We start from the raw sequence: 23,714 nt of genomic DNA, 5'->3' as shown, positions 1-23,714 counted from the left end.
CCGGATACGTGACCCGTACGTCCGGTGGTGTGGGAGGGGGAGGCCGTGAGGCTTTCTCCTATCCCGATTAGGCCTCACAAACTCGCACCTTAGCGCACCTCAGTTTCCGAATACAGCCTCCATCAACAAACAGATTTGATCGACAAAAAATGAAGAATTATCAGGGTGGAACTCAGAAGTACTGTCCGAAATGCAAAGAAGTAAGGGTCTGCGCGGCAGTCAATCCAACACAACTCGGCCTGAAATCTGGGCAGCGTTGGTACAGAACTCAACACTCCGATATACAGTACTTTAGGCGCGGCCTAGTCTGTCAGACTTGTCAGCATCAGTGGCCTTCAGCCGAGATTCCAGAACAGTTTTTGGATGAGCTTGTAGAGTTGAGAAATGCCTTAAAAGACATTAAGCAGAATGCAGAAGCTTATTCCAAAGAATCGGCTAATGCGTCAGCTAGTCTCGCCAAACTCAGTGAGTCGCTTAGTGTGCTCAAGGCACTTAAAGTCTACAAGGAGCAAACGTGAGGCCTAACGAATAAGGATAGATCGTGCGCAGCCACGATCTGATCCGTTTGTTGGACGAGCCCGGGCCGGAGGGCTGAGCGCCCCTTCTGCAAATATCTTTTTTGGATTTACCACGCAGGCATAAACGCCGGAGGGCCGGGAGCGAGAAGTCCCGGCGCGCTGCTGGACAGGCAACGAAGATCTTGCGAATCCGGCCGTTTTGGCGTCCCGGCCACCGAACTCCGGGCGACCGCATCAATCAGCTTGGGGAAACTGAAGTCCCGAACGCGGCCAGATAGCGCTGTGAAGGCGGATTACATGATCAGATGGCGACCGCAACGACCGGTGGCACAGCAACGACACCGGACGACGTCGATCGAATCCGCGTCCTGACGATCACCATCACGGCGCCACAGCACGAGCAAAGCATCGCTGGCCGCTCCTTGCGCGGTGGCGTGAAGCGGCTGGGATCGAACTTCAGCAAGAGATGCAGCAAGCCGATCAGGCGCTTGCAATTGGCGTGCAGGAAGCCGAAATTGCGCGCGCGGCGAAAGCCTTTGGGCAGCACGTGCTGGAGAATCAGCCAGAGGAAATCAGCACCGGTGAGCGAGCGCTTTTCCGACTTGCCGGTTTTCGCGTTGCGATAGCGGAAGCTCACCCGGCCATTCTCGCAGGCAAGGATGTCCTGTTCACGGATGACACCGCGGTAGAGGTAGCGACCGAGGTAGATCAGCGCCTTCTCGCCGCTGCCCACCGATTGGCAGTGCGCCACCCATTCCCGCGGATAGCACGCCGGCAAGCAAATGCCGGCCGCCTCGATCGCCGCCAGCATTTTTGCCCGGAACACCTTGGCCATCGCCTTCTCGTTGAACAGATAGACGCCGTTCTTGCCGCGCCGCTTGCGTCGCCAGCGCTGCTTCGCTGCATCGAGCGCCGCCGCAGGGACGACGAGATGGACATGCGGGTGGAAGTCGAGCCGGCGCGAGTGCGTGTGCAGGACCGCGATCGCCCCCGGCGTGCCTTGTAACTGCCGGTCGTTCTGGCTAAAGCGGTGCACCGTTTCCCAGGCACAGCGCATCAACAAATCGAAGACGACGTCGGCGTGCGCTGCAGCGAGCCCACGCAATTCAGCCGGCAGCGTGAAGGTCAGCAAAAAGTAGTCGGCCGGGACGAGGCGCTGCATCTGACGTTCCAGCCATTGCTGGCTCTCGTGGTGCTGGCAGTGCGGGCAAAGGCGATGGCCGCAGGAATGCGGAACGAGTTTTTGGTGATCGCAGCCTTCGCACTGGACCTGCATCATCGGGCTGGCCGGGCTGCGGCAATCGCGCATCGCCGAGAGCGCCCGAAGCTGCTCGAAGCTCAGCCGGTGGCGAAATTGCGTCATGAAGTCCGCTTCGAACTGGGCGATGACAGAGCCGAAGCGGATCATCGCGGCGTCCCCTTGCCCACGCGATAGCCGTCCATCAGCGCGTTGATGCGCTCGATGGCGTGATGCCTGGTTTGATCCGTCAGATGGGTGTAGCGAACGGTCGTGAGAATCGAGTGATGGCCGAGAATGCGCTGCACCTCGGTGAGCTCGACGCCGGCCTCGACCAGGTGCGTGGCATAAGCGTGGCGCAAACTGTGTGGCGAAATGTTTTTTTTAGCCCGCAGGATTCGACCACCGCTTTCAGTGCTTTCTGAACGCCGCCGCGGTCGAGCGGCGTCCTGGCCGTGCGTGCTCCCGCCGAGCCGCCGCGGCGATTGGGAAACAGCAGGACGGGATGACGGTGGCGCTGCCAGAAACGGCGCAGGAGTTGGTAGGTGGCCGTCGGCAGCGGCACCAGGCGATCCTTGTTGCCCTTGGCATCGCGGATATGCACACGCCCGCGCGCGCCGTCGATGTCGGCGACCGTCAGCCGCAAGCCTTCGCCCAGGCGCAGGCCGAGACTGTAGAGGGTGAAGAAGAAGACCCGGTAACTGAGCACCTGCGTGGCCAAAAAAATCCGCTCGGTCTCCTCGACCGTGACGATGTCCGGCAGGCGCTGCGAGCGCGGCGGTTTGATCAGACCGGGCGCCACCCAGGGTTTCTTCAGCACGTGCTCGTAGTAGAACTTGAGCCCGTACAGATCGAGCTTGAGCGAACTCCAGGAGTGCGTCTCACGCAGGTCGGCGAAGTAATCCAACAGGTCGGACTCGCTCAGATCGTCGATCTGATGAGCGAAGTAGTCTCCCACCCGGCGCACGGCGCGCGAATACGCCTCGATCGTCTTCGGCTGCAAGCCCTTGAGCGTCAGGTGCTTCTGGTGGAGCTCGTAGTTCGTGTCAAAATTCGTCGTTGCGACAGCGGATATGTCTTCCATCTTGCGGTAACCTCGCATTCATCATGAACATCCCTCGGATGAGGGGCGAGGTGACATCTTGACTTCAACACGACTACAGCGCCGCCGTTTCCTCCGCGTAGCGGCTTCGTCCAACCATTCGCTCAACCGGACCCATTGCGGCGTGCCGTCATTTGGGCTAGAAGGCACGGCAAAGAGGCACGGCAAAGGGGCCAGGCTCGATTTAACTGGAAGAACCTGCTATCCTCAACGACATGCTCCGTCGTCCCCGCATTCATCTCCCAGGTTTTCCCCTGCACGTCGTTCAGCGGGGACATAACCGCGACGCCTGCTTCTTCGCGGAGGAAGACTACCTCGCCTACCGCGAATGGCTGGGCGAGGCGTGCCAAGCCACCGGTTGCGCGCTGCACGCCTACGTCCAGATGACCAACCACGTGCACCTCTTGCTGTCTCCGCCGGAATCCGAGGCTGTCCCCCGGCTGATGATTTCGCTGGGCCGGCGCTACGTGCAGTACATCAACAAGTCGTACCGTCGCACCGGCACCTTGTGGGACAGCCGCTACAAGTCTTCCCTGGTGCAGGCCGATTTCTATCTACTCCTTTGTCAGCGCTATATCGAACTCAATTCCGTGCGCGCAGCGATGGTCGATGACCCGGCGCACTATCGCTGGAGTAGTTATCGGACGAACGGACTGGGGCAGAGTGACTCATTGCTGACTCCGCATGCGGTGTATTCCAGTCTGGGCGCAAACGAGGCTGACCGGCTGGTGAACTATCGGTCCTTGTTCCGCCCGGAACTGGATACCGAGGCAATCAGCGACATCCGCATGGCCTTGGATCAGGGACAGCCGCTCGGGGATGCTCGGTTTATCGACAGCATCGAACGGGCCACTGGACAGCGGCGCGAAATTCGCCCGCGGGGTCGGCCGCGGAAGGCAATGCTTGAAGAAACGGGACCACAGGACCAGAAGTCACTTGATATGTGAGCCTGGTCCCTTTTTTCGTTTTTCTATGCTTTTTTCTATGACGTGACTTCCAGATTGGCGCAACTTCTCGAAACCCAGCCGCTCCAACGCCCGAACTGCGGTAGCACCCGAAACACGCGGCAGATTAGGCAGGCGCGGGAACGCTGAACGTTGTTACCAGCGGACGCCCTGGCGCAGGGATGGGAAACTGCGACAGATACAGTTCCGTAGCCTCTTCAACGGTTTCACCTTGCGTAGTGGTACCCGTCTCAGAATTCAGGGCAACGTAACCGCCTTCTTCGGCGGGAGTAAGGACCGCGGTCAGTTCCATGGTTTGACTCCGGTGGGGATAGCGTAATCGTCGCTCATTCCGGGTAGTGGTGCCCAACGTAGAGGTGATCGGCGCTGCGCGGCCTTATCGCGCAGCGTCCTTTGGAGCGCACAGTTGGGCTATTGATTAGCATTTAATCCGACCCTGGCCCCTTTTCCTTCTTTTCCAGGCAAGCAACTGGGCAGTCAAGGCCATGGTCGCACGCAGAAACTGGCGGTTACGGACCATTGCGCGCACCGACCCGATTACTGCGCGGCTTGTGGTGCAACCCTGACGGAGGATGCCGAGTCGCAGGCTTACACGGCCTGGGACGAGATCGACATCGCGCCGCCAGTCGAGGGCCACATCGGGCTGATGTTCAGCGTCACGCGCCACACGCTACTTGAAGTGCGCTGCGCTTGTGGGCACGTCAGCCGTGCCATGCCCTGGCGGGCGCCGCCCGACGCGCAATGGGAAAAGGTTGAGCTGGGCGAATGGCGCCTGGTGGGTCCTCGCCTGGCCGGCGTCATCGTTCTGCTCGCGCTGCGAATGCGCCTGTCACGAGCGAGCATTCGCGAGCTCCTGCGGGAAGTCTTCGAGCTGACGCTGAGCACCGGCGTGATCGATGAGACGATCCGGGAAGCAGGCCGTGCCAGCTTCCCGCTGGAGGATGCCCTGGTCGCCGACATCGTGCAGGCGGCGCAGTTGCACGTCGATGAAACGTCGTGGTCGGAATCAGGCGTGCTGCTGTGGTTGTGGGCGCTGGTCAGCACCTCTACGGTGCTCTACCTCATCGGCCCACGCACCCGCGAGATGCTCGATAACGCCCTGCAAGACGGCTATACCGGCATTCTCATCAGCGACGGTTACGTCGTCTACCGAGCCTGGAAAAACCGCCTGCGCTGTTGGCCGCACCTGATGCGCAAGCTGCGCGGGCTGGCCGAATCGAGTGATGGCCGGGTATCCGGGCTTGGGCAGGAGATGGAAGGTCTCCTGAAAACGCTGATGGCAGCCATTTACGCGGCGCGAATCGATCCGCCGCCGATCGCGTTGCCCGAGCGCTACGCCGCCGAGGTCAAACGGTTGCGGCACCTGTGCGAGGTGCATCAGATGGATGAACATCCGGCCCTGCGCAGTGTCGTGCGCGAATTCCTCCACGACTGGAAAGTCATCCTGCGTCCGCTCGCGGAGCCTCTCCTGCCGCTCTCCAACAACGCCGCCGAACAGGCGTTGCGACACTGGGTCATTTCGTGCTATATCAGTCACGGCACACGTTCCGAAGAGGGATCCCGCGCCTTCGCCCTCTTGGCCAGTGTCATCGAGACCTGTCGTCGCCGTGGCGCTTCAGCTTGGCAGTACCTCGGCACCGTCATTGCTGCCGCTCGCAAAGGCTTAGCGCTCCCCGCGCTCCCGGCTATCCCGGCTGCGGCGTAGGGGAGTGAACGATTACAAAGCGGGTCAGTTCCGCGGAGCGTCAAGGAGTGACCCATACATTGTCGGAGAGACTCATGATTATCCACCGCATTGCTCGTATCGCCACAGTGATTGCCACGCTCGGGAGCTCCCTTCCCTCCTTCGCCGTTAGCATTTCACTCGATTTCGCTACCCTGCCAAGTGCGCAAGGCTGGAGATATCTAACGTTCACTAAGTCGAATGAGGCAGATGTTTTCTCTATCGATGGCTTTGCACTTCACCAAAACAGCATCGGAACATTTGATGAGCCCAGGTATTTTTGGCAGGGAGTAGTACCACATTCTGCATTTGACCTTCGATTTCGAGCCAGACTTGCGGAGGTTGAAGGATTGTTTCAGGGTAATTTTTCATTCGGCGTAAAGTTGCGTGCCGATAACTTCTGGATCGACGTTGGCCTGGGACTGGGCAGGGTTGAAGTCCAAGAGAATTCCCGTAGAAGTGAATATTTTTCGCTGGACACTTCGGAATTTCACAACTACCGAGTTCTCGGCAACCCTGAGGCCGGCAGCTACAGTTTCTTCATCGATGAGATTGAGCTGATTTCATCGCGGTCCATTGGGCATACATCGGTAAATATTAACTTCCTATCCTTCGGAGATCATATTTCTGCGTTTAACGGTTTCCCTATGGGTGCGAGAGCCGATCTCGCGTCGTTCACCTTCGCGCCAATTCCGGAACCCACAATCATTTGGCTTTTCCTGTCCGGGCTAGGTCTCCTTATCGCCCAGTATGCAAGACCAACCATTAAAGAATTAAAGTACACCTTCAAAGAGGCAAAGAGGGGCCAAAGAGGCAAAGAGGGGCCAGGCTCGATTTAACTGGAAGAAGAGGCAAAGAGGGGCCAGGCTCGATTTAACTGGAAGAACCTGCTATCCTCAACGACATGCCCCGTCGTCCCCGCATTCATCTCCCAGGTTTTCCCCTGCACGTCGTTCAGCGGGGACATAACCGCGACGCCTGCTTCTTCGCGGAGGAAGACTACCTCGCCTACCGCGAATGGCTGGGCGAGGCGTGCCAAGCCACCGGTTGCGCGCTGCACGCCTACGTCCAGATGACCAACCACGTGCACCTCTTGCTGTCTCCGCCGGAATCCGAGGCTGTCCCCCGGCTGATGATTTCGCTGGGCCGGCGCTACGTGCAGTACATCAACAAGTCGTACCGTCGCACCGGCACCTTGTGGGACAGCCGCTACAAGTCTTCTCTGGTGCAGGCCGATTGCTATCTACTCCTTTGTCAGCGCTGTATCGAACTCAATCCCGTGCGCGCAGCGATGGTCGATGACCCGGCGCACTATCGCTGGAGTAGTTATCGGACGAACGGACTGGGGCAGAGTGACTCATTGCTGACTCCGCATGCGGTGTATTCCAGTCTGGGCGCAAACGAGGCTGACCGGCTGGTGAACTATCGGTCCTTGTTCCGCCCGGAACTGGATACCGAGGCAATCAGCGACATCCGCATGGCCTTGGATCAGGGACAGCCGCTCGGGGATGCTCGGTTTATCGACAGCATCGAACGGGCCACTGGACAGCGGCGCGAAAGTCGCCCGCGGGGTCGGCCGCGGAAGGCAATGCTTGAAGAAACGGGACCACAGGACCAGAAGTCACTTGATATGTGAGCCTGGTCCCTTTTTTTCTTTTTTTCCTTTTTTTTTCTTTTCTTTTTTTGGGCACCAGCGGCGCCTCTCCCGGTCCGTATTTCCATGAGAAAGTTGCCCGTCCGTTCAACCTTGTGGCACTCTGTTGCCTCAAGGTCAGTTTAGAGGAGACAGCCATGCCAATTACTGTTGAAGTACTAGAGGTCGAGGCTCTGAACCTGTCCGTCGCGGAGCGATCTCGCTTAGTTGAAAAGCTGATTTTGAGCCTCGACACAGAACCAGATGTCGAATCAGCTTGGGCCATGGAAGTCGCGTGGCGTCACGCTGAGATTGAAAGTGGTGCTGTATCGCTTCTTCCAGGTGCCGAGGCGCTTGCCCGCTTGAAGGCTGAGTTTAAGTGATTTACTCGTTGCACTGAGGCTGCAAAGCAGCAAAGCAAAGCAGCAAAGCAAAGCAGCAAAGCAAAGCAGCAAAGCAAAGCAGCAAAGCAAAGCAGCAAAGCAAAGCAGCAAAGCAAAGCAGCAAAGCAAAGCAGCAAAGGGGCCAGGCTCGATTTAAAGCGGGCTCGATTTAAAGCGGCGGCAAAGAAGCGGCGGCAAAGGGGCGGCAAAGGGGCGGCAAAGCGCGGCAAACGCGGCAAAGGGGCCAGGCTCGATTTAACTGGAAGAACCTGCTATCCTCAACGACATGCCCCGTCGTCCCCGCATTCATCTCCCAGGTTTTCCCCTGCACGTCGTTCAGCGGGGACATAACCGCGACGCCTGCTTCTTCGCGGAGGAAGACTACCTCGCCTACCGCGAATGGCTGGGCGAGGCGTGCCAAGCCACCGGTTGCGCGCTGCACGCCTACGTCCAGATGACCAACCACGTGCACCTCTTGCTGTCTCCGCCGGAATCCGAGGCTGTCCCCCGGCTGATGATTTCGCTGGGCCGGCGCTACGTGCAGTACATCAACAAGTCGTACCGTCGCACCGGCACCTTGTGGGACAGCCGCTACAAGTCTTCTCTGGTGCAGGCCGATTGCTATCTACTCCTTTGTCAGCGCTATATCGAACTCAATCCCGTGCGCGCAGCGATGGTCGATGACCCGGCGCACTATCGCTGGAGTAGTTATCGGACGAACGGACTGGGGCAGAGTGACTCATTGCTGACTCCGCATGCGGTGTATTCCAGTCTGGGCGCAAACGAGGCTGACCGGCTGGTGAACTATCGGTCTTTGTTCCGCCCGGAACTGGATACCGAGGCAATCAGCGACATCCGCATGGCCTTGGATCAGGGACAGCCGCTCGGGGATGCTCGGTTTATCGACAGCATCGAACGGGCCACTGGACAGCGGCGCGAAATTCGCCCGCGGGGTCGGCCGCGGAAGGCAATGCTTGAAGAATCGGGACCACAGGACCAGAAGTCATTTGATATGTGAGCCTGGCCCCTTTTTTTTTCTTTTTTTTTTCTTTTTTTTTTTCTTTTCCTCCGTGGCTTTCAGTGGCTTAAGCGCGAATGGTGTAACGATCGATGGATAACACCTCTAACATGGCGGTCGACCTCGCTCCCTTCGGTCGCTGGACGCAGCGCGATAAAGCCGCGCAGCGCCGGTCACCTCTACGTTAGCCGCCTATGAACCAGTTATTCCACGCATGTGCCTTCTCGGCGATCCTGATGACCGTGGGCTGTACAGCTTGGTCAAGCGACAGTTCGCTTACAGTTCCCTTTCCAATTGGCAAGATTGGTGCGACTGTTACTGCGAAGTTTCTAGTTCGCGAACGTCAAACTTATGCTTTTTCTATCCGGTATGAGTACAAGGAAAACGACCAGGTCGATAGAGCACGAGTTTGGAATCTCGCCGGAGGATCTATCCAAGAAAGCCATGGTAAATGGGTGGAGCCCGGCGCACCATTAAAAATTCAGCTGAACGTCTCCCAACAGGTAGATGGCGGGGAACGGCTAGTAACGGAAAAAATCGTTGAAAGACCACGCCTCTCGTCATGGGGTGCCGCGAATCTCGATGCAGAGCTGATCGCAGTCACTCTCGCTCCGGGCAACTACGTTGTCACTGCCGTCAGCCTAGATGAAGCACCTTCATTCATAGGTGCGCGCACCAGCCTATTTATTGGCAGAGCCTATCGTGGGAAATAGCGGACCCGTGAGACTCTTCCACCCGACGGCTAACCCGGCGCTCAACCTCGCTCCCTTCGGTCGCTGGACGGCGCTAAAGCGCCGCCGGTTAGCTCTACGTTGGGCTCAGGTAGCCCTGGAAGAAGGTTGTCGAGAAAACGTTAATTTTTTAGGAGCTTCGCAATGATCACACCACTAAATAAGCGGTTCTGTTTAAAGGTATCTGTAGCTGTTATTACTATCATGGCTGCATCCTCCACGTTCGCAACAATTCTCTCTGTTCAACATGGCGACACACTGGTAGGTGATCGATCCAACAACCTCATTCTCAACGGCAGCTTCGAAAATAGAAATGGCCCGCCTGGCGATGTCTCGTGGACCGGGTTGGCCGGGAGCCGCCTTGTTTATTCTCCAACGATTCCGACCTATCCCATTCCGAACTGGACGGCTACTGGGGATGCCGAGTCTTATGGCGTATGGGGACCATTTTTTGGTTCTCCTCCCGGTCCGTCGGATGGACAATACGAAGTGTATTTCGGCAACTATCTCAATACACCTTCGTCTAGCTACATAGTCAATCCCAACGGTACGGTGACCTTTGCGTCCGCGCCAACTTTCACTAATTTTTCTGCTGGCATTATCAACCCGGTAACACTTAGCCAGACTGTCAACAATCTCACCGTCGGCGCAGACTATTGGCTGGACTTCTACACCACTGGTGAATTTGAAGGAATTTTCAGTGTTCCCGGTATTTTTGGTCTCCAGATTTCAGGAGAACCCTTGCTTTACCTAAGCACAGTTGATGCGATACCGAACTCCGCATTCGGTACATCGGAACGTTACCAAATCGAGTTTACCGCCACAGCATCCAGTCTTACATTTGAATGGCTCAACTGGGGGCACGTGTGTTTCAACAATAATATCAACGACTGTGGTTCGGAACTGATTCTAGACGATGTCATCCTCAATTCCCATATGGTCCCAGAACCAGCAACATCCGCCCTTGTCGGAATAGGAGTTGTCACCCTCGGTTACATTCGCCGCCGCAGAAGCTTAAACCCAGAATGCGGTTAAGACGGGGGGCAAAAGCGAAGCGTTGCAGTGCTTTAGCATAGTCCCGCGCCCAACGAATAAGGATAGATCGTGCGCAGCCACGATCTGATCCGTTTGTTGGACGAGCCCGGGCCGGAGGGCTGAGCGCCCCTTCTGCAAATATCTTTTTTGGATTTACCACGCAGGCATAAACGCCGGAGGGCCGGGAGCGAGAAGTCCCGGCGCGCTGCTGGACAGGCAACGAAGATCTTGCGAATCCGGCCGTTTTGGCGTCCCGGCCACCGAACTCCGGGCGACCGCATCAATCAGCTTGGGGAAACTGAAGTCCCGAACGCGGCCAGATAGCGCTGTGAAGGCGGATTACATGATCAGATGGCGACCGCAACGACCGGTGGCACAGCAACGACACCGGACGACGTCGATCGAATCCGCGTCCTGACGATCACCATCACGGCGCCACAGCACGAGCAAAGCATCGCTGGCCGCTCCTTGCGCGGTGGCGTGAAGCGGCTGGGATCGAACTTCAGCAAGAGATGCAGCAAGCCGATCAGGCGCTTGCAATTGGCGTGCAGGAAGCCGAAATTGCGCGCGCGGCGAAAGCCTTTGGGCAGCACGTGCTGGAGAATCAGCCAGAGGAAATCAGCACCGGTGAGCGAGCGCTTTTCCGACTTGCCGGTTTTCGCGTTGCGATAGCGGAAGCTCACCCGGCCATTCTCGCAGGCAAGGATGTCCTGTTCACGGATGACACCGCGGTAGAGGTAGCGACCGAGGTAGATCAGCGCCTTCTCGCCGCTGCCCACCGATTGGCAGTGCGCCACCCATTCCCGCGGATAGCACGCCGGCAAGCAAATGCCGGCCGCCTCGATCGCCGCCAGCATTTTTGCCCGGAACACCTTGGCCATCGCCTTCTCGTTGAACAGATAGACGCCGTTCTTGCCGCGCCGCTTGCGTCGCCAGCGCTGCTTCGCTGCATCGAGCGCCGCCGCAGGGACGACGAGATGGACATGCGGGTGGAAGTCGAGCCGGCGCGAGTGCGTGTGCAGGACCGCGATCGCCCCCGGCGTGCCTTGTAACTGCCGGTCGTTCTGGCTAAAGCGGTGCACCGTTTCCCAGGCACAGCGCATCAACAAATCGAAGACGACGTCGGCGTGCGCTGCAGCGAGCCCACGCAATTCAGCCGGCAGCGTGAAGGTCAGCAAAAAGTAGTCGGCCGGGACGAGGCGCTGCATCTGACGTTCCAGCCATTGCTGGCTCTCGTGGTGCTGGCAGTGCGGGCAAAGGCGATGGCCGCAGGAATGCGGAACGAGTTTTTGGTGATCGCAGCCTTCGCACTGGACCTGCATCATCGGGCTGGCCGGGCTGCGGCAATCGCGCATCGCCGAGAGCGCCCGAAGCTGCTCGAAGCTCAGCCGGTGGCGAAATTGCGTCATGAAGTCCGCTTCGAACTGGGCGATGACAGAGCCGAAGCGGATCATCGCGGCGTCCCCTTGCCCACGCGATAGCCGTCCATCAGCGCGTTGATGCGCTCGATGGCGTGATGCCTGGTTTGATCCGTCAGATGGGTGTAGCGAACGGTCGTGAGAATCGAGTGATGGCCGAGAATGCGCTGCACCTCGGTGAGCTCGACGCCGGCCTCGACCAGGTGCGTGGCATAAGCGTGGCGCAAACTGTGTGGCGAAATGTTTTTTTTAGCCCGCAGGATTCGACCACCGCTTTCAGTGCTTTCTGAACGCCGCCGCGGTCGAGCGGCGTCCTGGCCGTGCGTGCTCCCGCCGAGCCGCCGCGGCGATTGGGAAACAGCAGGACGGGATGACGGTGGCGCTGCCAGAAACGGCGCAGGAGTTGGTAGGTGGCCGTCGGCAGCGGCACCAGGCGATCCTTGTTGCCCTTGGCATCGCGGATATGCACACGCCCGCGCGCGCCGTCGATGTCGGCGACCGTCAGCCGCAAGCCTTCGCCCAGGCGCAGGCCGAGACTGTAGAGGGTGAAGAAGAAGACCCGGTAACTGAGCACCTGCGTGGCCAGAAAAATCCGCTCGGTCTCCTCGACCGTGACGATGTCCGGCAGGCGCTGCGAGCGCGGCGGTTTGATCAGACCGGGCGCCACCCAGGGTTTCTTCAGCACGTGCTCGTAGTAGAACTTGAGCCCGTACAGATCGAGCTTGAGCGAACTCCAGGAGTGCGTCTCACGCAGGTCGGCGAAGTAATCCAACAGGTCGGACTCGCTCAGATCGTCGATCTGATGAGCGAAGTAGTCTCCCACCCGGCGCACGGCGCGCGAATACGCCTCGATCGTCTTCGGCTGCAAGCCCTTGAGCGTCAGGTGCTTCTGGTGGAGCTCGTAGTTCGTGTCAAAATTCGTCGTTGCGACAGCGGATATGTCTTCCATCTTGCGGTAACCTCGCATTCATCATGAACATCCCTCGGATGAGGGGCGAGGTGACATCTTGACTTCAACACGACTACAGCGCCGCCGTTTCCTCCGCGTAGCGGCTTCGTCCAACCCGGCAGTCAACCGGACCTGCGCGAAAAGCCGCGCAGGCCGCTCAATTCAAACGTTGGGCCTCACAAAATCATTCGGAATGACTACGCGCATCAATTACCGAAAATTGGCATTCGAGGCATACGATCAGCTGTGTGCTCACTGCGGTTTTGGCATCCCTGCCGTGTTAGAAGTTGCTCATATTGATGGCCAGCGATCAAACAACGAAATCGGCAATCTTGTTATTCTTTGTCCGAACTGTCACAAGATGCTTGATCTTGATTTGATTTCGAATGAAACCATCATTCAAATGCGAGATCGCCCGAAAATCGTCACATGGTCAAAGCGAATGAAAGATGCCGGCCAAAAAGCTGCGCTTACTCGTAAGCGTAATCAGAGTGAGCAGTCATGATGCCCAACGAATAAGGATAGATCGTGCGCAGCCACGATCTGATCCGTTTGTTGGACGAGCCCGGGCCGGAGGGCTGAGCGCCCCTTCTGCAAATATCTTTTTTGGATTTACCACGCAGGCATAAACGCCGGAGGGCCGGGAGCGAGAAGTCCCGGCGCGCTGCTGGACAGGCAACGAAGATCTTGCGAATCCGGCCGTTTTGGCGTCCCGGCCACCGAACTCCGGGCGACCGCATCAATCAGCTTGGGGAAACTGAAGTCCCGAACGCGGCCAGATAGCGCTGTGAAGGCGGATTACATGATCAGATGGCGACCGCAACGACCGGTGGCACAGCAACGACACCGGACGACGTCGATCGAATCCGCGTCCTGACGATCACCATCACGGCGCCACAGCACGAGCAAAGCATCGCTGGCCGCTCCTTGCGCGGTGGCGTGAAGCGGCTGGGATCGAACTTCAGCAAGAGATGCAGCAAGCCGATCAGGCGCTTGCAATTGGCGTGCAGGAAGCCGAAATTGCGCGCGCGGCGAAAGCCTTTGGGCAGCACGTGCTGGAGAATCAGCCAGAGGAAATCAGCACCGGTGAGCGAGCGCTTTTCCGACTTGCCGGTTTTCGCGTTGCGATAGCGGAAGCTCACCCGGCCATTCTCGCAGGCAAGGATGTCCTGTTCACGGATGACACCGCGGTAGAGGTAGCGACCGAGGTAGATCAGCGCCTTCTCGCCGCTGCCCACCGATTGGCAGTGCGCCACCCATTCCCGCGGATAGCACGCCGGCAAGCAAATGCCGGCCGCCTCGATCGCCGCCAGCATTTTTGCCCGGAACACCTTGGCCATCGCCTTCTCGTTGAACAGATAGACGCCGTTCTTGCCGCGCCGCTTGCGTCGCCAGCGCTGCTTCGCTGCATCGAGCGCCGCCGCAGGGACGACGAGATGGACATGCGGGTGGAAGTCGAGCCGGCGCGAGTGCGTGTGCAGGACCGCGATCGCCCCCGGCGTGCCTTGTAACTGCCGGTCGTTCTGGCTAAAGCGGTGCACCGTTTCCCAGGCACAGCGCATCAACAAATCGAAGACGACGTCGGCGTGCGCTGCAGCGAGCCCACGCAATTCAGCCGGCAGCGTGAAGGTCAGCAAAAAGTAGTCGGCCGGGACGAGGCGCTGCATCTGACGTTCCAGCCATTGCTGGCTCTCGTGGTGCTGGCAGTGCGGGCAAAGGCGATGGCCGCAGGAATGCGGAACGAGTTTTTGGTGATCGCAGCCTTCGCACTGGACCTGCATCATCGGGCTGGCCGGGCTGCGGCAATCGCGCATCGCCGAGAGCGCCCGAAGCTGCTCGAAGCTCAGCCGGTGGCGAAATTGCGTCATGAAGTCCGCTTCGAACTGGGCGATGACAGAGCCGAAGCGGATCATCGCGGCGTCCCCTTGCCCACGCGATAGCCGTCCATCAGCGCGTTGATGCGCTCGATGGCGTGATGCCTGGTTTGATCCGTCAGATGGGTGTAGCGAACGGTCGTGAGAATCGAGTGATGGCCGAGAATGCGCTGCACCTCGGTGAGCTCGACGCCGGCCTCGACCAGGTGCGTGGCATAAGCGTGGCGCAAACTGTGTGGCGAAATGTTTTTTTTAGCCCGCAGGATTCGACCACCGCTTTCAGTGCTTTCTGAACGCCGCCGCGGTCGAGCGGCGTCCTGGCCGTGCGTGCTCCCGCCGAGCCGCCGCGGCGATTGGGAAACAGCAGGACGGGATGACGGTGGCGCTGCCAGAAACGGCGCAGGAGTTGGTAGGTGGCCGTCGGCAGCGGCACCAGGCGATCCTTGTTGCCCTTGGCATCGCGGATATGCACACGCCCGCGCGCGCCGTCGATGTCGGCGACCGTCAGCCGCAAGCCTTCGCCCAGGCGCAGGCCGAGACTGTAGAGGGTGAAGAAGAAGACCCGGTAACTGAGCACCTGCGTGGCCAAAAAAATCCGCTCGGTCTCCTCGACCGTGACGATGTCCGGCAGGCGCTGCGAGCGCGGCGGTTTGATCAGACCGGGCGCCACCCAGGGTTTCTTCAGCACGTGCTCGTAGTAGAACTTGAGCCCGTACAGATCGAGCTTGAGCGAACTCCAGGAGTGCGTCTCACGCAGGTCGGCGAAGTAATCCAACAGGTCGGACTCGCTCAGATCGTCGATCTGATGAGCGAAGTAGTCTCCCACCCGGCGCACGGCGCGCGAATACGCCTCGATCGTCTTCGGCTGCAAGCCCTTGAGCGTCAGGTGCTTCTGGTGGAGCTCGTAGTTCGTGTCAAAATTCGTCGTTGCGACAGCGGATATGTCTTCCATCTTGCGGTAACCTCGCATTCATCATGAACATCCCTCGGATGAGGGGCGAGGTGACATCTTGACTTCAACACGACTACAGCGCCGCCGTTTCCTCCGCGTAGCGGCTTCGTCCAACATGGCGGTTAAGTTCGCTCCCTTCGGTCGCTGGGACGCGCCGCGAGCGGCGCGTCCCTTGCCTTTACGTTGGGCGTGCGAGGCCAAATCATGACCCCAGGCAGCCGTGGCCGAAAGCCTTGCCCGCAAGCTGGCGGGTTGCCGGGCGCGGCGCTCGCCGGTCGCCGCCCCGTCGCGGCTGGCGCAGCGGCTTGCTGGGAGGCCGTTGCTGCGCTGCGGCCTCATCGGCTGCCGCGCTTATGGCGCCGCGTGCTCCGCTGGCATGCTGACCCGTGGCCGTGGCTAGCAATCCGGGACAGACCACGGTTTCAACAAAAGGACTGAATTCATGAAGCGCAGAATCTACGTCGAAACTTCCGTCATCAGCTATCTGACGGCGCGCCCAAGCAAAACCATTATTGGTGCCGCTCATCAGCAGATAACGCTGGCTTGGTGGGAACTGCGCTCGGACTATGAACTTCTTGTTTCTCAGTTGGTCTGGCAAGAGTGCGCCGCTGGCGATTCTTTGGCTGCGCAGAAAAGGCTTGCGGCACTTGAGGGGATATCCGTACTCGCGGTTACGCAAGACATGATTCGCTTGGCCAAATCGCTTATTGAACAAGCGATCATTCCCGCCAAGGCGATTGAGGATGCGCTTCATATTGCGGTTTCGACACTGCATCACGTTGATTTTCTAGTGACTTGGAACTGCCGTCACATTGCCAATCCAGTGATTCAGGAAAAGATTGCCGTGTATCTTGAGACAATCGGATTGTTCCTCCCGATCATATGTACTCCCGAGGAGCTTCTTGGAGGAGATAACGATGACTGACGAAATCATGATGGAAATTCATGCGATCAAGGACGCGATTGGCGTCAAGTATGGCAACAATCTGGATGCACTGTTCAAAGAGATACAGCTTGGCGAAGCCAGACTTAAGGAGACTGGCGCCCGGGTTTTGGCTCCCCCGGTCAATCCAGAAAATTTGCCTAACACTGCATTGCAACGGACTCGCTTCGCTCGCCGCTGAGTTTCGACGTTATGCCGCACAAACGCTACTGGGGGGAGATTTCACATGCTTCAAGTACTCATAGCGCTCGTTCTCACCGTCGTCGGCGTCCTAATGAAAGGGCTTCTTAATCTCTCACTGGCCGAGGTTGCTTTACTCCTCGCGGCCCCGTGCGTATTTCTCGACCACGGAATCGGGGACAGACCACCGCTCTTTTGAAAATCATGCGCCGACTCGGCTGACAAGAGAAAACCTTTCCGGATGGCGAAGCGACTCAAAGGCGAAATCAATATCAAGTTCGGGCCAGTATAGATGCTTTGCAGAGGGGAGTTCGACGTGCAGGATCTTGCCGACCGGAAGCTCTCGAAACCAGGGGAACTCCGAGAACGGGAGGAACAGCTCGGCGTCTTCCAGCAAGAGCCGGAAGCCATGTTTGGAGAGCTTGGTCACCTCAACCGGGAAAGTGCTTATGCCAGGCGCTGCGAATGTCATCTTGGTGCTCCCGAACTAATCGAAGGGCCTGGTTGGTTTCGCGCGGTGCGAGGCCGATGTGCTGGGCCAGTTCAATCGTGGGTTCGAGCCAGAACTTGGCCTCGCCATTTTGGCCTTGAACATGGAGACGAATTCTCGATTCTTCTCGTGAAAAGAACCGGAAGCCACTTTCTTGAAATACAGTCGGACTGCGTGAGCAGAATGATGGGCGCAGCAGTGGCCTGTGGCGATCCCGGCGAAAGAGTACCCTCCAAGTTCCCGAGTGACTGCGTAGGAAGAGTTTGACCTGTCGAGCACTCTGCTGACCAACAGAACGTCCGGAAGGGGGCGGAGAAATTCTCGGCTACACAAGGGTACACGTGCTCGCACCAACGCAGGTCGGCTAGAATCAGCCTGCTCCGCTCGTTGGCCTCCTCCGTGAAACTCTTCTACACCGACGTTTTCGTCCTGCCGCTGCCCGCCGGCCATCGTTTTCCGATGGAGAAGTACGCGCGTCTGCGCAAGCGCTTGCGTGCGTCCGGAGCCTTCGGCGAGGGCGATTTCCAGACCCCGGCGGCCGCGACCAGCGAACAGCTCTGCCGTGCGCATGATGCGGCTTACGTTGCGCGTGTGAGCGCTGGCGAACTGAGCACCGCCGAGATCCGGCGCATCGGTTTCCCCTGGAGCCGGCGATGGTCGAACGTTCGCGGCGTTCGGCGGGGGCGACGATTGCCGCCTGCCGCGCGGCGCTGCGCACGGGTTGCTCGGTCAATCTGGCGGGTGGGACGCACCATGCGCATGCCGCCCACGGCGAGGGTTTCTGCGTCTTCAACGACACGGTGGTGGCTGCTCGTGTGCTGCGCGCCGAGGGTCTGCTGCAGCGCACCGCGGTGATCGACCTCGATGTCCATCAGGGTAACGGCACGGCGAGCATCTGCGCCGATGACGAGGCGATCTTCACTTTTTCGATGCACGGGGCGCGCAATTTTCCTGTCCGCAAAGCCCGCAGCGACTTCGACATCGAGTTGCCCGACGCGACCGGCGATGCGCCGTATCTGCAGCAACTGGCAGTGGCGCTCGAACGCGTCTTCACGCTTGCCCGCCCAGAGCTGGTGATCTACCTGGCGGGCGCCGATCCCTACCACGACGACCGTCTCGGGCGCCTGGCACTGAGTTTCGATGGCCTCGCGGCGCGCGACGAGATGGTGCTCGCCGCCTGCCGCCAGCGGACCGTCCCGGTGGCGATCAGTATGGCCGGCGGCTACGCGCGCGACATCGACGACACGGTCAGCATCCACTGCCGAACGGTGCTTACGGCGCGGCAAATTTTCAATCCTCTTCTGGGCTAGTATCCGGCAATGACGACTCCGATCCGATCCGAACCGCTTTATCGCGCCGCCGACTTGCGGCGCATCGAGGCGGCTGCCGCGGCGCAACCGCTGATGGAGCGTGCCGGCGAGGCCGCCGCCGACCTGGCTATTTCGCTCTCGCGTCTCGAAGGTGGCGCGGTGCTGGTGCTCGCCGGACCAGGCAACAATGGCGGCGATGCTTTCGTCGCTGCTCGACATCTGCGCCTGCGCGGCTTCGCGGTGAGCGTTGTTTTGTCGGTGAGATCAGTCGCTTACCGCAAGATGCGGCCGCGGCGTATCGGCATTTCGACGCCGATGGCGGCAGTTTGCTGCAGGCCATTCCCTCCGGCTCGCGCTGGTCGCTGATCATCGATGGCCTGTTCGGCATCGGCCTGCAGCGAGCGATCAGCTGGTCGCTATCGCCGAGTTGGTGCAGGCCGCCAATACCCTGGCGCTGCGCCACCATTGTCCCTTGCTGGCGCTCGATTGTCCGAGCGGCCTCGACGCCGATACCGGCAAGCGCTGCGGCGAGACGATTCGTGCCAGCCACACGATCACCTTCATCGCCGGGAAACCGGGTCTGCTCAGCGGCGACGGCCCGGAATACTGCGGCAGCATTACCCATGCCGCGCTCGACCTGCATGCCGAGCGCCTGGCGCCGCCCAGCGCGCGCACCATCGGCAGCGACCTGTTTGCGGCCTGGTTGCGGCCACGCGCCAAGAACACCCACAAGGGCAGCTTCGGCAGCCTGGCGTGCTCGGCGGTGCGAGCAGCATGGTCGGCGCGGTTTTTCTCGCCGGACGCGCGGCGCTGAAGCTGGGCAGCGGTCGCGTTTATCTCGGCCTGCTCGATGCGCAGGCGCCGACTTTCGATCCGCTGCAGCCGGAGCTGATGTTGCGCCGTCCCGAGGCGTTGCTGACCACGGCGCTGAGCGCGCTCGCCTGCGGCCCGGGAATGGGCGGCAGCGAGGAAGCGCGCGAGCTGCTGCTGCGCGCCTGCGCCCTGGAGCTGCCGCTGCTGCTCGACGCCGACGCGCTGAACCTGTTGGCCAGCGACGAGCGCCTGCAGGAAGCGCTGAGCGAGCGGGCGCAGCGCGGCGTCGCGACGCTGCTCACGCCGCATCCGACCGAGGCCGCGCGCCTGCTCGCCCGCGACACGGCGCAGGTGCAGGCCGACCGCGCCGGCGCGGCGCTCGAACTCGCCAGCCGTTACCACGCCGTGGTGGTCTTGAAAGGTTGCGGGACCATTGTTGCCGCGCCTGGCGGGCGCTGGTTCGTCAACACCACCGGTCATCCGGCCCTGGCCACGGCGGGCACCGGTGACGTTCTCAGCGGCATGATCGTCGCGCTGCTCGCGCAGGGCTGGCCGGCGCTGGAGGCTTCGCTGGCTGGCGTACACCTGCACGGCGCCGCCGCCGAGGAAAGGGTTGCCAGTGGCTGCGGACCGGTTGGGCTGACGGCCAGCGAGATCATCGACAGCGCCCGCCTGTGTCTCAACCACTGGATCGCGCATGGCCGTTAGCCAGGATGTTCAGCTTGACCAGGCCAGCCTGGCCAACTCGGACGGCGCGCCGCTCCGCCTGCACGCCGCCCTGCTGTTCCTGACCGCATTACTCCTTTTCGCCGCGCTCGACGCGACCGCCAAACATCTCAGTGCCCTTTTCGCCGTGCCGCTGCTGGTCTGGGCGCGCTATCTGGTGCACCTGGTGATCATGCTGCTCGCCGTTGCGCCGAGCATGGGGCGCCGCCTGATCGTCACCGAGCGGCCGTGGCTGATGAGCTTGCGTGGCTTGACGCTGGTCGCCGTCACGCTGCTCGGTCAACTGGCGCTGAAGACACTGCCTCTGGCCGAAACGACGGCCCTGATCTTCGTCGCGCCGCTGCTGGTGGCTTTGCTCGCCGCGCCGCTGCTCGGCGAGACGGTGCGCTTGCGAACCTGGCTGGCGACCATCGCCGGCTTCGTTGGCGTGCTGCTGATTGCCCGGCCCGGCGGCAGCCTGTTCGGCCCCGGTGTGGCTTACGCGCTCGGTGCGGCGCTGAGCTACGCCGCTTACCAGATTTTGACCCGCAAGCTCGCCGCCAGCGAGCATCCGATGCGTCTGCTGTTCTACACCGCCTTGCTCGGTACGCTGGCCATGCTGCCCGTTCTCCCGGTCTACTGGGATGGAATCTGGCCGACGCCGACACAGAGCCTGCTGATCATCTCGCTCGGCCTCTATGGCGGCATCGGGCACTTCCTGCTGATCCGCGCCTTTCCACGAGACTTCGGCCTCGCTGCTCGCGCCCTTGATCTATACCCAGCTGGTCTGGGCGACGCTGCTCGGCTGGCTGGTTTTCGACCACTTTCCGGACCTGTTGACCGTCGTCGGGATGATGGTCATTGGCGCGTCGGGACTCAGCCTGGCGATTCGCTGGCGGCGCTGAGTGTGCTCAGCCTGTCAGCCCGAAAACAGCGTCGCCGCTTCCTCCTGGCCGAGCTCGAAATAGCGCTTCTGGGCGCTGCTGTCCTTCAGCGAAATGGTCATGCTTTCGAGGTCTTTCGGGCGCAGCACGTGCAGGGGTTTGGCGTAATAGCGCTTGCCGTCGATGTCCACACTCTTCTTGCCCATCGCCTTGAGCATGTCATTGACCAGCCTGGCCTGCGTGAATACCCGCGTGTTGGGTAGCGAGAGTTGCATGTCGCTGACCAGCAGGTGGGTGTCGATGCTGGTGAACGGCAGGCTGAAAGTGCTCGAGTTGTAAAGCTTGTCGAGTTCGCGGTGGTAGTCGTAGTCGGTGAAATCGACGGCGATGATTTCGTCGACCTGATCGTCTTCGAACAGCGTGCGTAGCGGCGTGTTGTCCAGGTAACCGCCTTCGATGAAGTAGTCGCCGTCGATGCTGATCGCCTTGAAGTAGGGGATGGTGGTGATGCCGGCGAGGAAGGCATCCATGAAGACATCCAGACTGGCGTCGTCGACGGTTTTGAGGATCTCGTTGACCTTGAAGAAATGCCCCTGCCGCTTGCTGAGGTTGGTCGCGCGGATGTCCCAGCGCACGCTTTCGAGATGTTCGGCGAGGAGCGCCCGGCGCTCAGGCTCGTCGAGGAGCAGCGATTTTCGGCACTTGTCCTTGTTGACCGTGAACAGGTGCGTGCCGGTGGGCAACAGCTGCGGACGCAGGCCGAGGAAGTTGGAAAAAATATGGAAAATGTCGGTCGCGCTCATTCGCGTCGTGCGCGTCAGCACCGGTGGCAGTTCCTCGCTTTGCACGTTCCAGAGCAGGTAGTCGACGACGATGTTGTTGCCCGAGCTGGTCGAGGTGATGTGTACCACCGGCACCTCGTTCCTCTTCAGCCATACCAGCACGCCTTCGGTGTAGAAGCTCCGATAGCCGCCGCCCGAGGCGACAAAACCATATCTGGTCATCGTTTTACCCCCTGTAGTTGTGGCGTGCCGGCGAGTGCCAGCCGCGTGGTCGACTGTGCCATAGTTGTGCAGACGCGAGGAGGGGCGGGCCCGTTCGTTGCCTGGTTTTTTGTGCTACCGTCCGCACAGCACGGCGCTGGTAGGGGCCGAGGGCAAGGGTAGCGAAGCCAGCTGGCGGTGGACTTACGGGCACTTTTCGTTTCGACTTTCGTGGGAGAAAAAAGATGGACGTGGATGAAGTGCAGCTACTTGCCGATTTTCGAGCCAAGTTTCGCGTTGACGAACTGCTGATCGCGAGTACGCCGGCCTGGTCGTGGTCGCTCAGGCCGGCGCAGGCGACGGTGGGCGCCGGAGTCTTGTCCTTGAATCGCTACGCGGCCGCTTTTGCGGAGGTCAGTGGTGCGGAAATGGCCGAGTTGGCGGTCCTCGTCGCACAGCTGGAAAGAGCGCTCAAGAGTGTTTTCGACTACGACGTCGTCAATTACCTGATGTTGATGATGGTCGACAAGCACGTCCACTTCCACGTCATCCCCAGATACCAGGGAGTACGCCAGTTTGCCGGACTGGAATGGGTCGACAGCGCCTGGCCGGCGGTGCCGGCCTTGTCCGTCGGCCAGCACTCCGGGCAGGAGGACGTCCTGTCGGCTATCCGGGGAGCGGTCGGCCTGGCATGCGCCAGCTAGCCGGTCAGCGGATCGCTCCGCAGAGCGGGGCCGGGCGCGATCGATGCTGGCTGCGCTTGTTCGACGGCCCCGTCGACCAGCCTGCCGCGCCGCGAGCCTTGTGCTCAGGGATCCGCTGATGCGAGCGCTCGATGTCCTGAAGCTGCCGCTGCACGAGCTGGCCCTTGCGGGCAAAACCAAGTCCTTCGTTGCCAATCCGCTTATCGGCTCGCATTGGCTCAACGAACGGGGACTGCACCGGCAGCGTGTGGCCTTGGCCGACCGTAGCGCCTGGGCGCGGCGCCGACAGCTGGGAAAAGTGCTGGCCGCCGAGGAGCGCGATGCCTACGCGCGTGACGGTTTCGTGGTCAAGCGCGACTTCCTGCCGGCCGATCTGTTTGCGCGACTACAGGCCGAGGCGCCGGCGCATGTCGCCGCTGCGCGCGAGATGCGCCAGGGGCCTGCGGTCACCCGCCGGGTCGCACTCGATCGGGTCGATGCCGCGCATTTGCCCAATGCTGTGGCGGCAGCCAACGATCCGCGCATCGATCAACTGATGCGCTATGTCGGCGCTCACGACGCGGTTGCGCTGATGTATCTGCAGACGATCATCGTCGATCCGGCGCGCGGCGTACAGGATCCGCAGACCGTGCTGCACCGCGATACTTTCCATTCCATCGCCAAGGCCTGGCTCTTCCTGCAGGATGTTGGCGAAGATGACGGCCCTTTTTCCTACGTGCCCGGATCGCATCGTCTGACCGATGCGATGCGTGCCTGGGAGTACGAGGAGTCGCTAACAGCGGCGTCTTCGGAGAACCTTTTGTCACGCCCGCGGTTCGTTTCGCATGCCGCGTGAAGACCTCGGCCGGCTCGGCCTGGGGGCAGCGCTGAAGGTGGTCGTACCGGCCAATACGCTGGTCGTTGCCGATACCCATGGCTTCCATGCGCGCACGCCGTCGCTGCGCCCGACGGTGCGCATGGAGATTTACGGGACTTTGCGCGGCAATCCCTATGGGCTCGGCTTCGGGCTTGACCCGCTGGCCTGGCCGGGAATCCGTTCGCGGCGGGCGAAGCTGGTCGATCAGGCGGAGGAGCTCGCGGGGCGCCTCAAGCTGGGCGGCAAGGGCTGGCCGGTGGTCTCGGCGCGGCGGATGGACAGCCCGGAGATTGGTTGACGGCGGTGGG

General features: G+C 60.5%; 25 protein-coding genes and 7 pseudogenes. 18 read left to right on the top strand and 14 right to left on the bottom strand.

Features of this window, described 5'->3' with window-relative positions:
- Positions 1-149: 149 nt before the first annotated feature.
- Positions 150-518: a hypothetical protein gene (locus tag V5B40_RS11460; protein ID WP_332354621.1), complete on the top strand. Its 369-nt coding sequence runs from the start codon at positions 150-152 to the stop codon at positions 516-518.
- A 301-nt stretch (positions 519-819) separates the two neighbouring features.
- Here V5B40_RS11460 and V5B40_RS11455 read toward each other — a convergent pair whose 3' ends face one another.
- The 3 genes and pseudogenes from V5B40_RS11455 to V5B40_RS11445 all read right to left on the bottom strand — a co-directional run bounded on the left by V5B40_RS11455 (position 820) and on the right by V5B40_RS11445 (position 2,839).
- Positions 820-1,926 carry an IS91 family transposase gene (locus V5B40_RS11455; RefSeq protein ID WP_332353824.1) on the bottom strand — a complete coding sequence of 369 codons (1,107 nt, stop codon included), beginning with the start codon at positions 1,924-1,926 and terminating at the stop codon, positions 820-822.
- Positions 1,923-2,078 (bottom strand): annotated as a pseudogene (locus V5B40_RS11450) (tyrosine-type recombinase/integrase); the annotation flags it as partial. The gene V5B40_RS11455 and the pseudogene V5B40_RS11450, both read right to left, overlap by 4 nt.
- Positions 2,006-2,839 carry a tyrosine-type recombinase/integrase gene (locus tag V5B40_RS11445; RefSeq protein ID WP_332353823.1) on the bottom strand — a complete coding sequence of 278 codons (834 nt, stop codon included), beginning with the start codon at positions 2,837-2,839 and terminating at the stop codon, positions 2,006-2,008. The pseudogene V5B40_RS11450 and the gene V5B40_RS11445, both read right to left, overlap by 73 nt.
- Positions 2,840-3,072: 233 nt before the next feature.
- Here V5B40_RS11445 and V5B40_RS11440 point away from each other — a divergent pair, with 233 nt between their 5' ends.
- Positions 3,073-3,804 carry a transposase gene (locus V5B40_RS11440; protein ID WP_332354620.1) on the top strand — a complete coding sequence of 244 codons (732 nt, stop codon included), beginning with the start codon at positions 3,073-3,075 and terminating at the stop codon, positions 3,802-3,804.
- 30 nt (positions 3,805-3,834) lie between these two features.
- Here V5B40_RS11440 and V5B40_RS25265 read toward each other — a convergent pair.
- Both V5B40_RS25265 and V5B40_RS11435 read right to left on the bottom strand, forming a co-directional pair.
- A pseudogene (locus tag V5B40_RS25265) lies at positions 3,835-3,936 on the bottom strand (type II toxin-antitoxin system HicA family toxin); the annotation flags it as partial.
- On the bottom strand, positions 3,929-4,114 hold the full coding sequence (locus tag V5B40_RS11435; RefSeq protein ID WP_332354619.1) for a type II toxin-antitoxin system HicB family antitoxin: 186 nt from the start codon (positions 4,112-4,114) through the stop codon (positions 3,929-3,931). The gene V5B40_RS11435 and the pseudogene V5B40_RS25265, both read right to left, overlap by 8 nt.
- Positions 4,115-4,258: 144 nt before the next feature.
- Between V5B40_RS11435 and tnpC the strand changes: the two genes are divergently transcribed.
- The 7 genes from tnpC (at position 4,259) to V5B40_RS11400 (ending at position 10,345) form a co-directional block, all read left to right on the top strand.
- Positions 4,259-5,527, top strand: a complete 1,269-nt coding sequence (gene tnpC, locus V5B40_RS11430) for an IS66 family transposase (RefSeq protein ID WP_332354897.1) — start codon at positions 4,259-4,261, stop codon at positions 5,525-5,527.
- A gap of 74 nt (positions 5,528-5,601) precedes the next feature.
- Positions 5,602-6,384: a hypothetical protein gene (locus V5B40_RS11425; protein WP_332354618.1), complete on the top strand. Its 783-nt coding sequence runs from the start codon at positions 5,602-5,604 to the stop codon at positions 6,382-6,384.
- 65 nt (positions 6,385-6,449) lie between these two features.
- Complete coding sequence (locus V5B40_RS11420) at positions 6,450-7,181, top strand: transposase (RefSeq protein ID WP_332354617.1); 732 nt, start codon at positions 6,450-6,452, stop codon at positions 7,179-7,181.
- Positions 7,178-7,561 carry an addiction module protein gene (locus tag V5B40_RS11415; RefSeq protein ID WP_332354616.1) on the top strand — a complete coding sequence of 128 codons (384 nt, stop codon included), beginning with the start codon at positions 7,178-7,180 and terminating at the stop codon, positions 7,559-7,561. Before V5B40_RS11420 ends, V5B40_RS11415 begins: the two co-directional genes overlap by 4 nt.
- A 286-nt stretch (positions 7,562-7,847) precedes the next feature.
- Positions 7,848-8,579 (top strand): transposase, encoded by a 732-nt coding sequence (locus V5B40_RS11410; RefSeq protein ID WP_332354615.1) that lies wholly within the window; start codon positions 7,848-7,850, stop codon positions 8,577-8,579.
- A 194-nt stretch (positions 8,580-8,773) separates the two neighbouring features.
- Positions 8,774-9,292: a DUF5625 family protein gene (locus tag V5B40_RS11405; RefSeq protein WP_332354614.1), complete on the top strand. Its 519-nt coding sequence runs from the start codon at positions 8,774-8,776 to the stop codon at positions 9,290-9,292.
- A gap of 162 nt (positions 9,293-9,454) precedes the next feature.
- Positions 9,455-10,345, top strand: coding sequence for a PEP-CTERM sorting domain-containing protein (locus tag V5B40_RS11400; RefSeq protein ID WP_332354613.1), 891 nt, complete (start codon positions 9,455-9,457; stop codon positions 10,343-10,345).
- 347 nt (positions 10,346-10,692) lie between these two features.
- Here the strand turns inward: V5B40_RS11400 and V5B40_RS11395 are convergent, their stop codons facing one another.
- The 3 genes and pseudogenes from V5B40_RS11395 to V5B40_RS11385 all read right to left on the bottom strand — a co-directional run bounded on the left by V5B40_RS11395 (position 10,693) and on the right by V5B40_RS11385 (position 12,712).
- On the bottom strand, positions 10,693-11,799 hold the full coding sequence (locus V5B40_RS11395; protein ID WP_332353824.1) for an IS91 family transposase: 1,107 nt from the start codon (positions 11,797-11,799) through the stop codon (positions 10,693-10,695).
- Positions 11,796-11,951, bottom strand: a pseudogene (locus V5B40_RS11390) (tyrosine-type recombinase/integrase); the annotation flags it as partial. The pseudogene V5B40_RS11390 and the gene V5B40_RS11395, both read right to left, overlap by 4 nt.
- Entirely contained in the window at positions 11,879-12,712 is an 834-nt protein-coding gene (locus tag V5B40_RS11385; protein WP_332353823.1) for a tyrosine-type recombinase/integrase, read from the bottom strand. The pseudogene V5B40_RS11390 and the gene V5B40_RS11385, both read right to left, overlap by 73 nt.
- A gap of 58 nt (positions 12,713-12,770) precedes the next feature.
- Here V5B40_RS11385 and V5B40_RS11380 point away from each other — a divergent pair, with 58 nt between their 5' ends.
- Positions 12,771-13,217 (top strand): HNH endonuclease signature motif containing protein, encoded by a 447-nt coding sequence (locus V5B40_RS11380; protein WP_332354612.1) that lies wholly within the window; start codon positions 12,771-12,773, stop codon positions 13,215-13,217.
- Positions 13,218-13,518: 301 nt separating this feature from the next.
- On the opposite strand, the gene V5B40_RS11375 is transcribed toward V5B40_RS11380, so the two are convergent.
- The 3 genes and pseudogenes from V5B40_RS11375 to V5B40_RS11365 all read right to left on the bottom strand — a co-directional run bounded on the left by V5B40_RS11375 (position 13,519) and on the right by V5B40_RS11365 (position 15,538).
- Entirely contained in the window at positions 13,519-14,625 is a 1,107-nt protein-coding gene (locus V5B40_RS11375) for an IS91 family transposase (RefSeq protein WP_332353824.1), read from the bottom strand.
- A pseudogene (locus V5B40_RS11370) lies at positions 14,622-14,777 on the bottom strand (tyrosine-type recombinase/integrase); the annotation flags it as partial. The gene V5B40_RS11375 and the pseudogene V5B40_RS11370, both read right to left, overlap by 4 nt.
- The gene (locus V5B40_RS11365; protein ID WP_332353823.1) at positions 14,705-15,538 is read right to left on the bottom strand and encodes a tyrosine-type recombinase/integrase; all 834 of its coding nucleotides are present in this window, start codon (positions 15,536-15,538) and stop codon (positions 14,705-14,707) included. The pseudogene V5B40_RS11370 and the gene V5B40_RS11365, both read right to left, overlap by 73 nt.
- 442 nt (positions 15,539-15,980) lie before the next feature.
- Here V5B40_RS11365 and V5B40_RS11360 point away from each other — a divergent pair, with 442 nt between their 5' ends.
- Positions 15,981-16,463, top strand: a complete 483-nt coding sequence (locus tag V5B40_RS11360; RefSeq protein ID WP_291997646.1) for a type II toxin-antitoxin system VapC family toxin — start codon at positions 15,981-15,983, stop codon at positions 16,461-16,463.
- Positions 16,456-16,662: a hypothetical protein gene (locus tag V5B40_RS11355; RefSeq protein WP_291997645.1), complete on the top strand. Its 207-nt coding sequence runs from the start codon at positions 16,456-16,458 to the stop codon at positions 16,660-16,662. The genes V5B40_RS11360 and V5B40_RS11355 overlap by 8 nt, the downstream gene beginning before the upstream one ends.
- 201 nt (positions 16,663-16,863) lie before the next feature.
- Here the strand turns inward: V5B40_RS11355 and V5B40_RS11350 are convergent, their stop codons facing one another.
- Both V5B40_RS11350 and V5B40_RS11345 read right to left on the bottom strand, forming a co-directional pair.
- The gene (locus tag V5B40_RS11350; RefSeq protein WP_291997644.1) at positions 16,864-17,133 is read right to left on the bottom strand and encodes a DUF2442 domain-containing protein; all 270 of its coding nucleotides are present in this window, start codon (positions 17,131-17,133) and stop codon (positions 16,864-16,866) included.
- On the bottom strand, positions 17,093-17,266 hold the full coding sequence (locus V5B40_RS11345; RefSeq protein ID WP_291997721.1) for a DUF4160 domain-containing protein: 174 nt from the start codon (positions 17,264-17,266) through the stop codon (positions 17,093-17,095). Before V5B40_RS11345 ends, V5B40_RS11350 begins: the two co-directional genes overlap by 41 nt.
- 284 nt (positions 17,267-17,550) lie before the next feature.
- Here V5B40_RS11345 and V5B40_RS11340 point away from each other — a divergent pair.
- The 3 pseudogenes from V5B40_RS11340 to V5B40_RS11320 all read left to right on the top strand — a co-directional run.
- Positions 17,551-18,461, top strand: a pseudogene (locus V5B40_RS11340) (histone deacetylase family protein).
- Positions 18,462-18,470: 9 nt separating this feature from the next.
- A pseudogene (locus tag V5B40_RS25260) lies at positions 18,471-19,982 on the top strand (NAD(P)H-hydrate dehydratase).
- Positions 19,972-20,646, top strand: a pseudogene (locus tag V5B40_RS11320) (DMT family transporter); the annotation flags it as partial. The pseudogenes V5B40_RS25260 and V5B40_RS11320, both read left to right, overlap by 11 nt.
- Positions 20,647-20,898: 252 nt before the next feature.
- Here V5B40_RS11320 and V5B40_RS11315 read toward each other — a convergent pair.
- Positions 20,899-21,867, bottom strand: a complete 969-nt coding sequence (locus V5B40_RS11315) for a patatin-like phospholipase family protein (RefSeq protein WP_332354608.1) — start codon at positions 21,865-21,867, stop codon at positions 20,899-20,901.
- A 224-nt stretch (positions 21,868-22,091) separates the two neighbouring features.
- Between V5B40_RS11315 and V5B40_RS11310 the strand changes: the two genes are divergently transcribed.
- The 3 genes from V5B40_RS11310 (at position 22,092) to V5B40_RS11300 (ending at position 23,704) form a co-directional block, all read left to right on the top strand.
- Entirely contained in the window at positions 22,092-22,550 is a 459-nt protein-coding gene (locus V5B40_RS11310; RefSeq protein ID WP_332354607.1) for an HIT family protein, read from the top strand.
- Between the two features lie 118 nt (positions 22,551-22,668).
- Complete coding sequence (locus tag V5B40_RS11305; protein ID WP_332354606.1) at positions 22,669-23,385, top strand: phytanoyl-CoA dioxygenase family protein; 717 nt, start codon at positions 22,669-22,671, stop codon at positions 23,383-23,385.
- On the top strand, positions 23,375-23,704 hold the full coding sequence (locus V5B40_RS11300) for a hypothetical protein (protein ID WP_332354605.1): 330 nt from the start codon (positions 23,375-23,377) through the stop codon (positions 23,702-23,704). Before V5B40_RS11305 ends, V5B40_RS11300 begins: the two co-directional genes overlap by 11 nt.
- Positions 23,705-23,714: the final 10 nt, after the last annotated feature.

The sequence above is a fragment of the Candidatus Accumulibacter meliphilus genome (genome assembly GCF_036625345.1).
GTDB lineage: Bacteria > Pseudomonadota > Gammaproteobacteria > Burkholderiales > Rhodocyclaceae > Accumulibacter > Accumulibacter meliphilus.
Note: the sequence above shows the minus strand (reverse complement) of the source record. Positions and strands in the feature narration are given on the sequence as shown.

Bases quoted from the DNA above. Each gene is read 5' to 3' on its own strand.
- V5B40_RS11460 (WP_332354621.1), top strand. From the start codon at position 150: ATGAAGAATTATCAGGGTGGAACTCAGAAGTACTGTCCGAAATGCAAA.
- V5B40_RS11455 (WP_332353824.1), bottom strand. From the start codon at position 1,926: ATGATCCGCTTCGGCTCTGTCATCGCCCAGTTCGAAGCGGACTTCATG.
- V5B40_RS11445 (WP_332353823.1), bottom strand. From the start codon at position 2,839: ATGGAAGACATATCCGCTGTCGCAACGACGAATTTTGACACGAACTAC.
- V5B40_RS11440 (WP_332354620.1), top strand. From the start codon at position 3,073: ATGCTCCGTCGTCCCCGCATTCATCTCCCAGGTTTTCCCCTGCACGTC.
- V5B40_RS11435 (WP_332354619.1), bottom strand. From the start codon at position 4,114: ATGGAACTGACCGCGGTCCTTACTCCCGCCGAAGAAGGCGGTTACGTT.
- V5B40_RS11425 (WP_332354618.1), top strand. From the start codon at position 5,602: ATGATTATCCACCGCATTGCTCGTATCGCCACAGTGATTGCCACGCTC.
- V5B40_RS11420 (WP_332354617.1), top strand. From the start codon at position 6,450: ATGCCCCGTCGTCCCCGCATTCATCTCCCAGGTTTTCCCCTGCACGTC.
- V5B40_RS11410 (WP_332354615.1), top strand. From the start codon at position 7,848: ATGCCCCGTCGTCCCCGCATTCATCTCCCAGGTTTTCCCCTGCACGTC.
- V5B40_RS11405 (WP_332354614.1), top strand. From the start codon at position 8,774: ATGAACCAGTTATTCCACGCATGTGCCTTCTCGGCGATCCTGATGACC.
- V5B40_RS11400 (WP_332354613.1), top strand. From the start codon at position 9,455: ATGATCACACCACTAAATAAGCGGTTCTGTTTAAAGGTATCTGTAGCT.
- V5B40_RS11395 (WP_332353824.1), bottom strand. From the start codon at position 11,799: ATGATCCGCTTCGGCTCTGTCATCGCCCAGTTCGAAGCGGACTTCATG.
- V5B40_RS11385 (WP_332353823.1), bottom strand. From the start codon at position 12,712: ATGGAAGACATATCCGCTGTCGCAACGACGAATTTTGACACGAACTAC.
- V5B40_RS11375 (WP_332353824.1), bottom strand. From the start codon at position 14,625: ATGATCCGCTTCGGCTCTGTCATCGCCCAGTTCGAAGCGGACTTCATG.
- V5B40_RS11365 (WP_332353823.1), bottom strand. From the start codon at position 15,538: ATGGAAGACATATCCGCTGTCGCAACGACGAATTTTGACACGAACTAC.
- V5B40_RS11360 (WP_291997646.1), top strand. From the start codon at position 15,981: ATGAAGCGCAGAATCTACGTCGAAACTTCCGTCATCAGCTATCTGACG.
- V5B40_RS11355 (WP_291997645.1), top strand. From the start codon at position 16,456: ATGACTGACGAAATCATGATGGAAATTCATGCGATCAAGGACGCGATT.
- V5B40_RS11350 (WP_291997644.1), bottom strand. From the start codon at position 17,133: ATGACATTCGCAGCGCCTGGCATAAGCACTTTCCCGGTTGAGGTGACC.
- V5B40_RS11315 (WP_332354608.1), bottom strand. From the start codon at position 21,867: ATGACCAGATATGGTTTTGTCGCCTCGGGCGGCGGCTATCGGAGCTTC.
- V5B40_RS11310 (WP_332354607.1), top strand. From the start codon at position 22,092: ATGGACGTGGATGAAGTGCAGCTACTTGCCGATTTTCGAGCCAAGTTT.
- V5B40_RS11305 (WP_332354606.1), top strand. From the start codon at position 22,669: ATGCGAGCGCTCGATGTCCTGAAGCTGCCGCTGCACGAGCTGGCCCTT.
- V5B40_RS11300 (WP_332354605.1), top strand. From the start codon at position 23,375: ATGCCGCGTGAAGACCTCGGCCGGCTCGGCCTGGGGGCAGCGCTGAAG.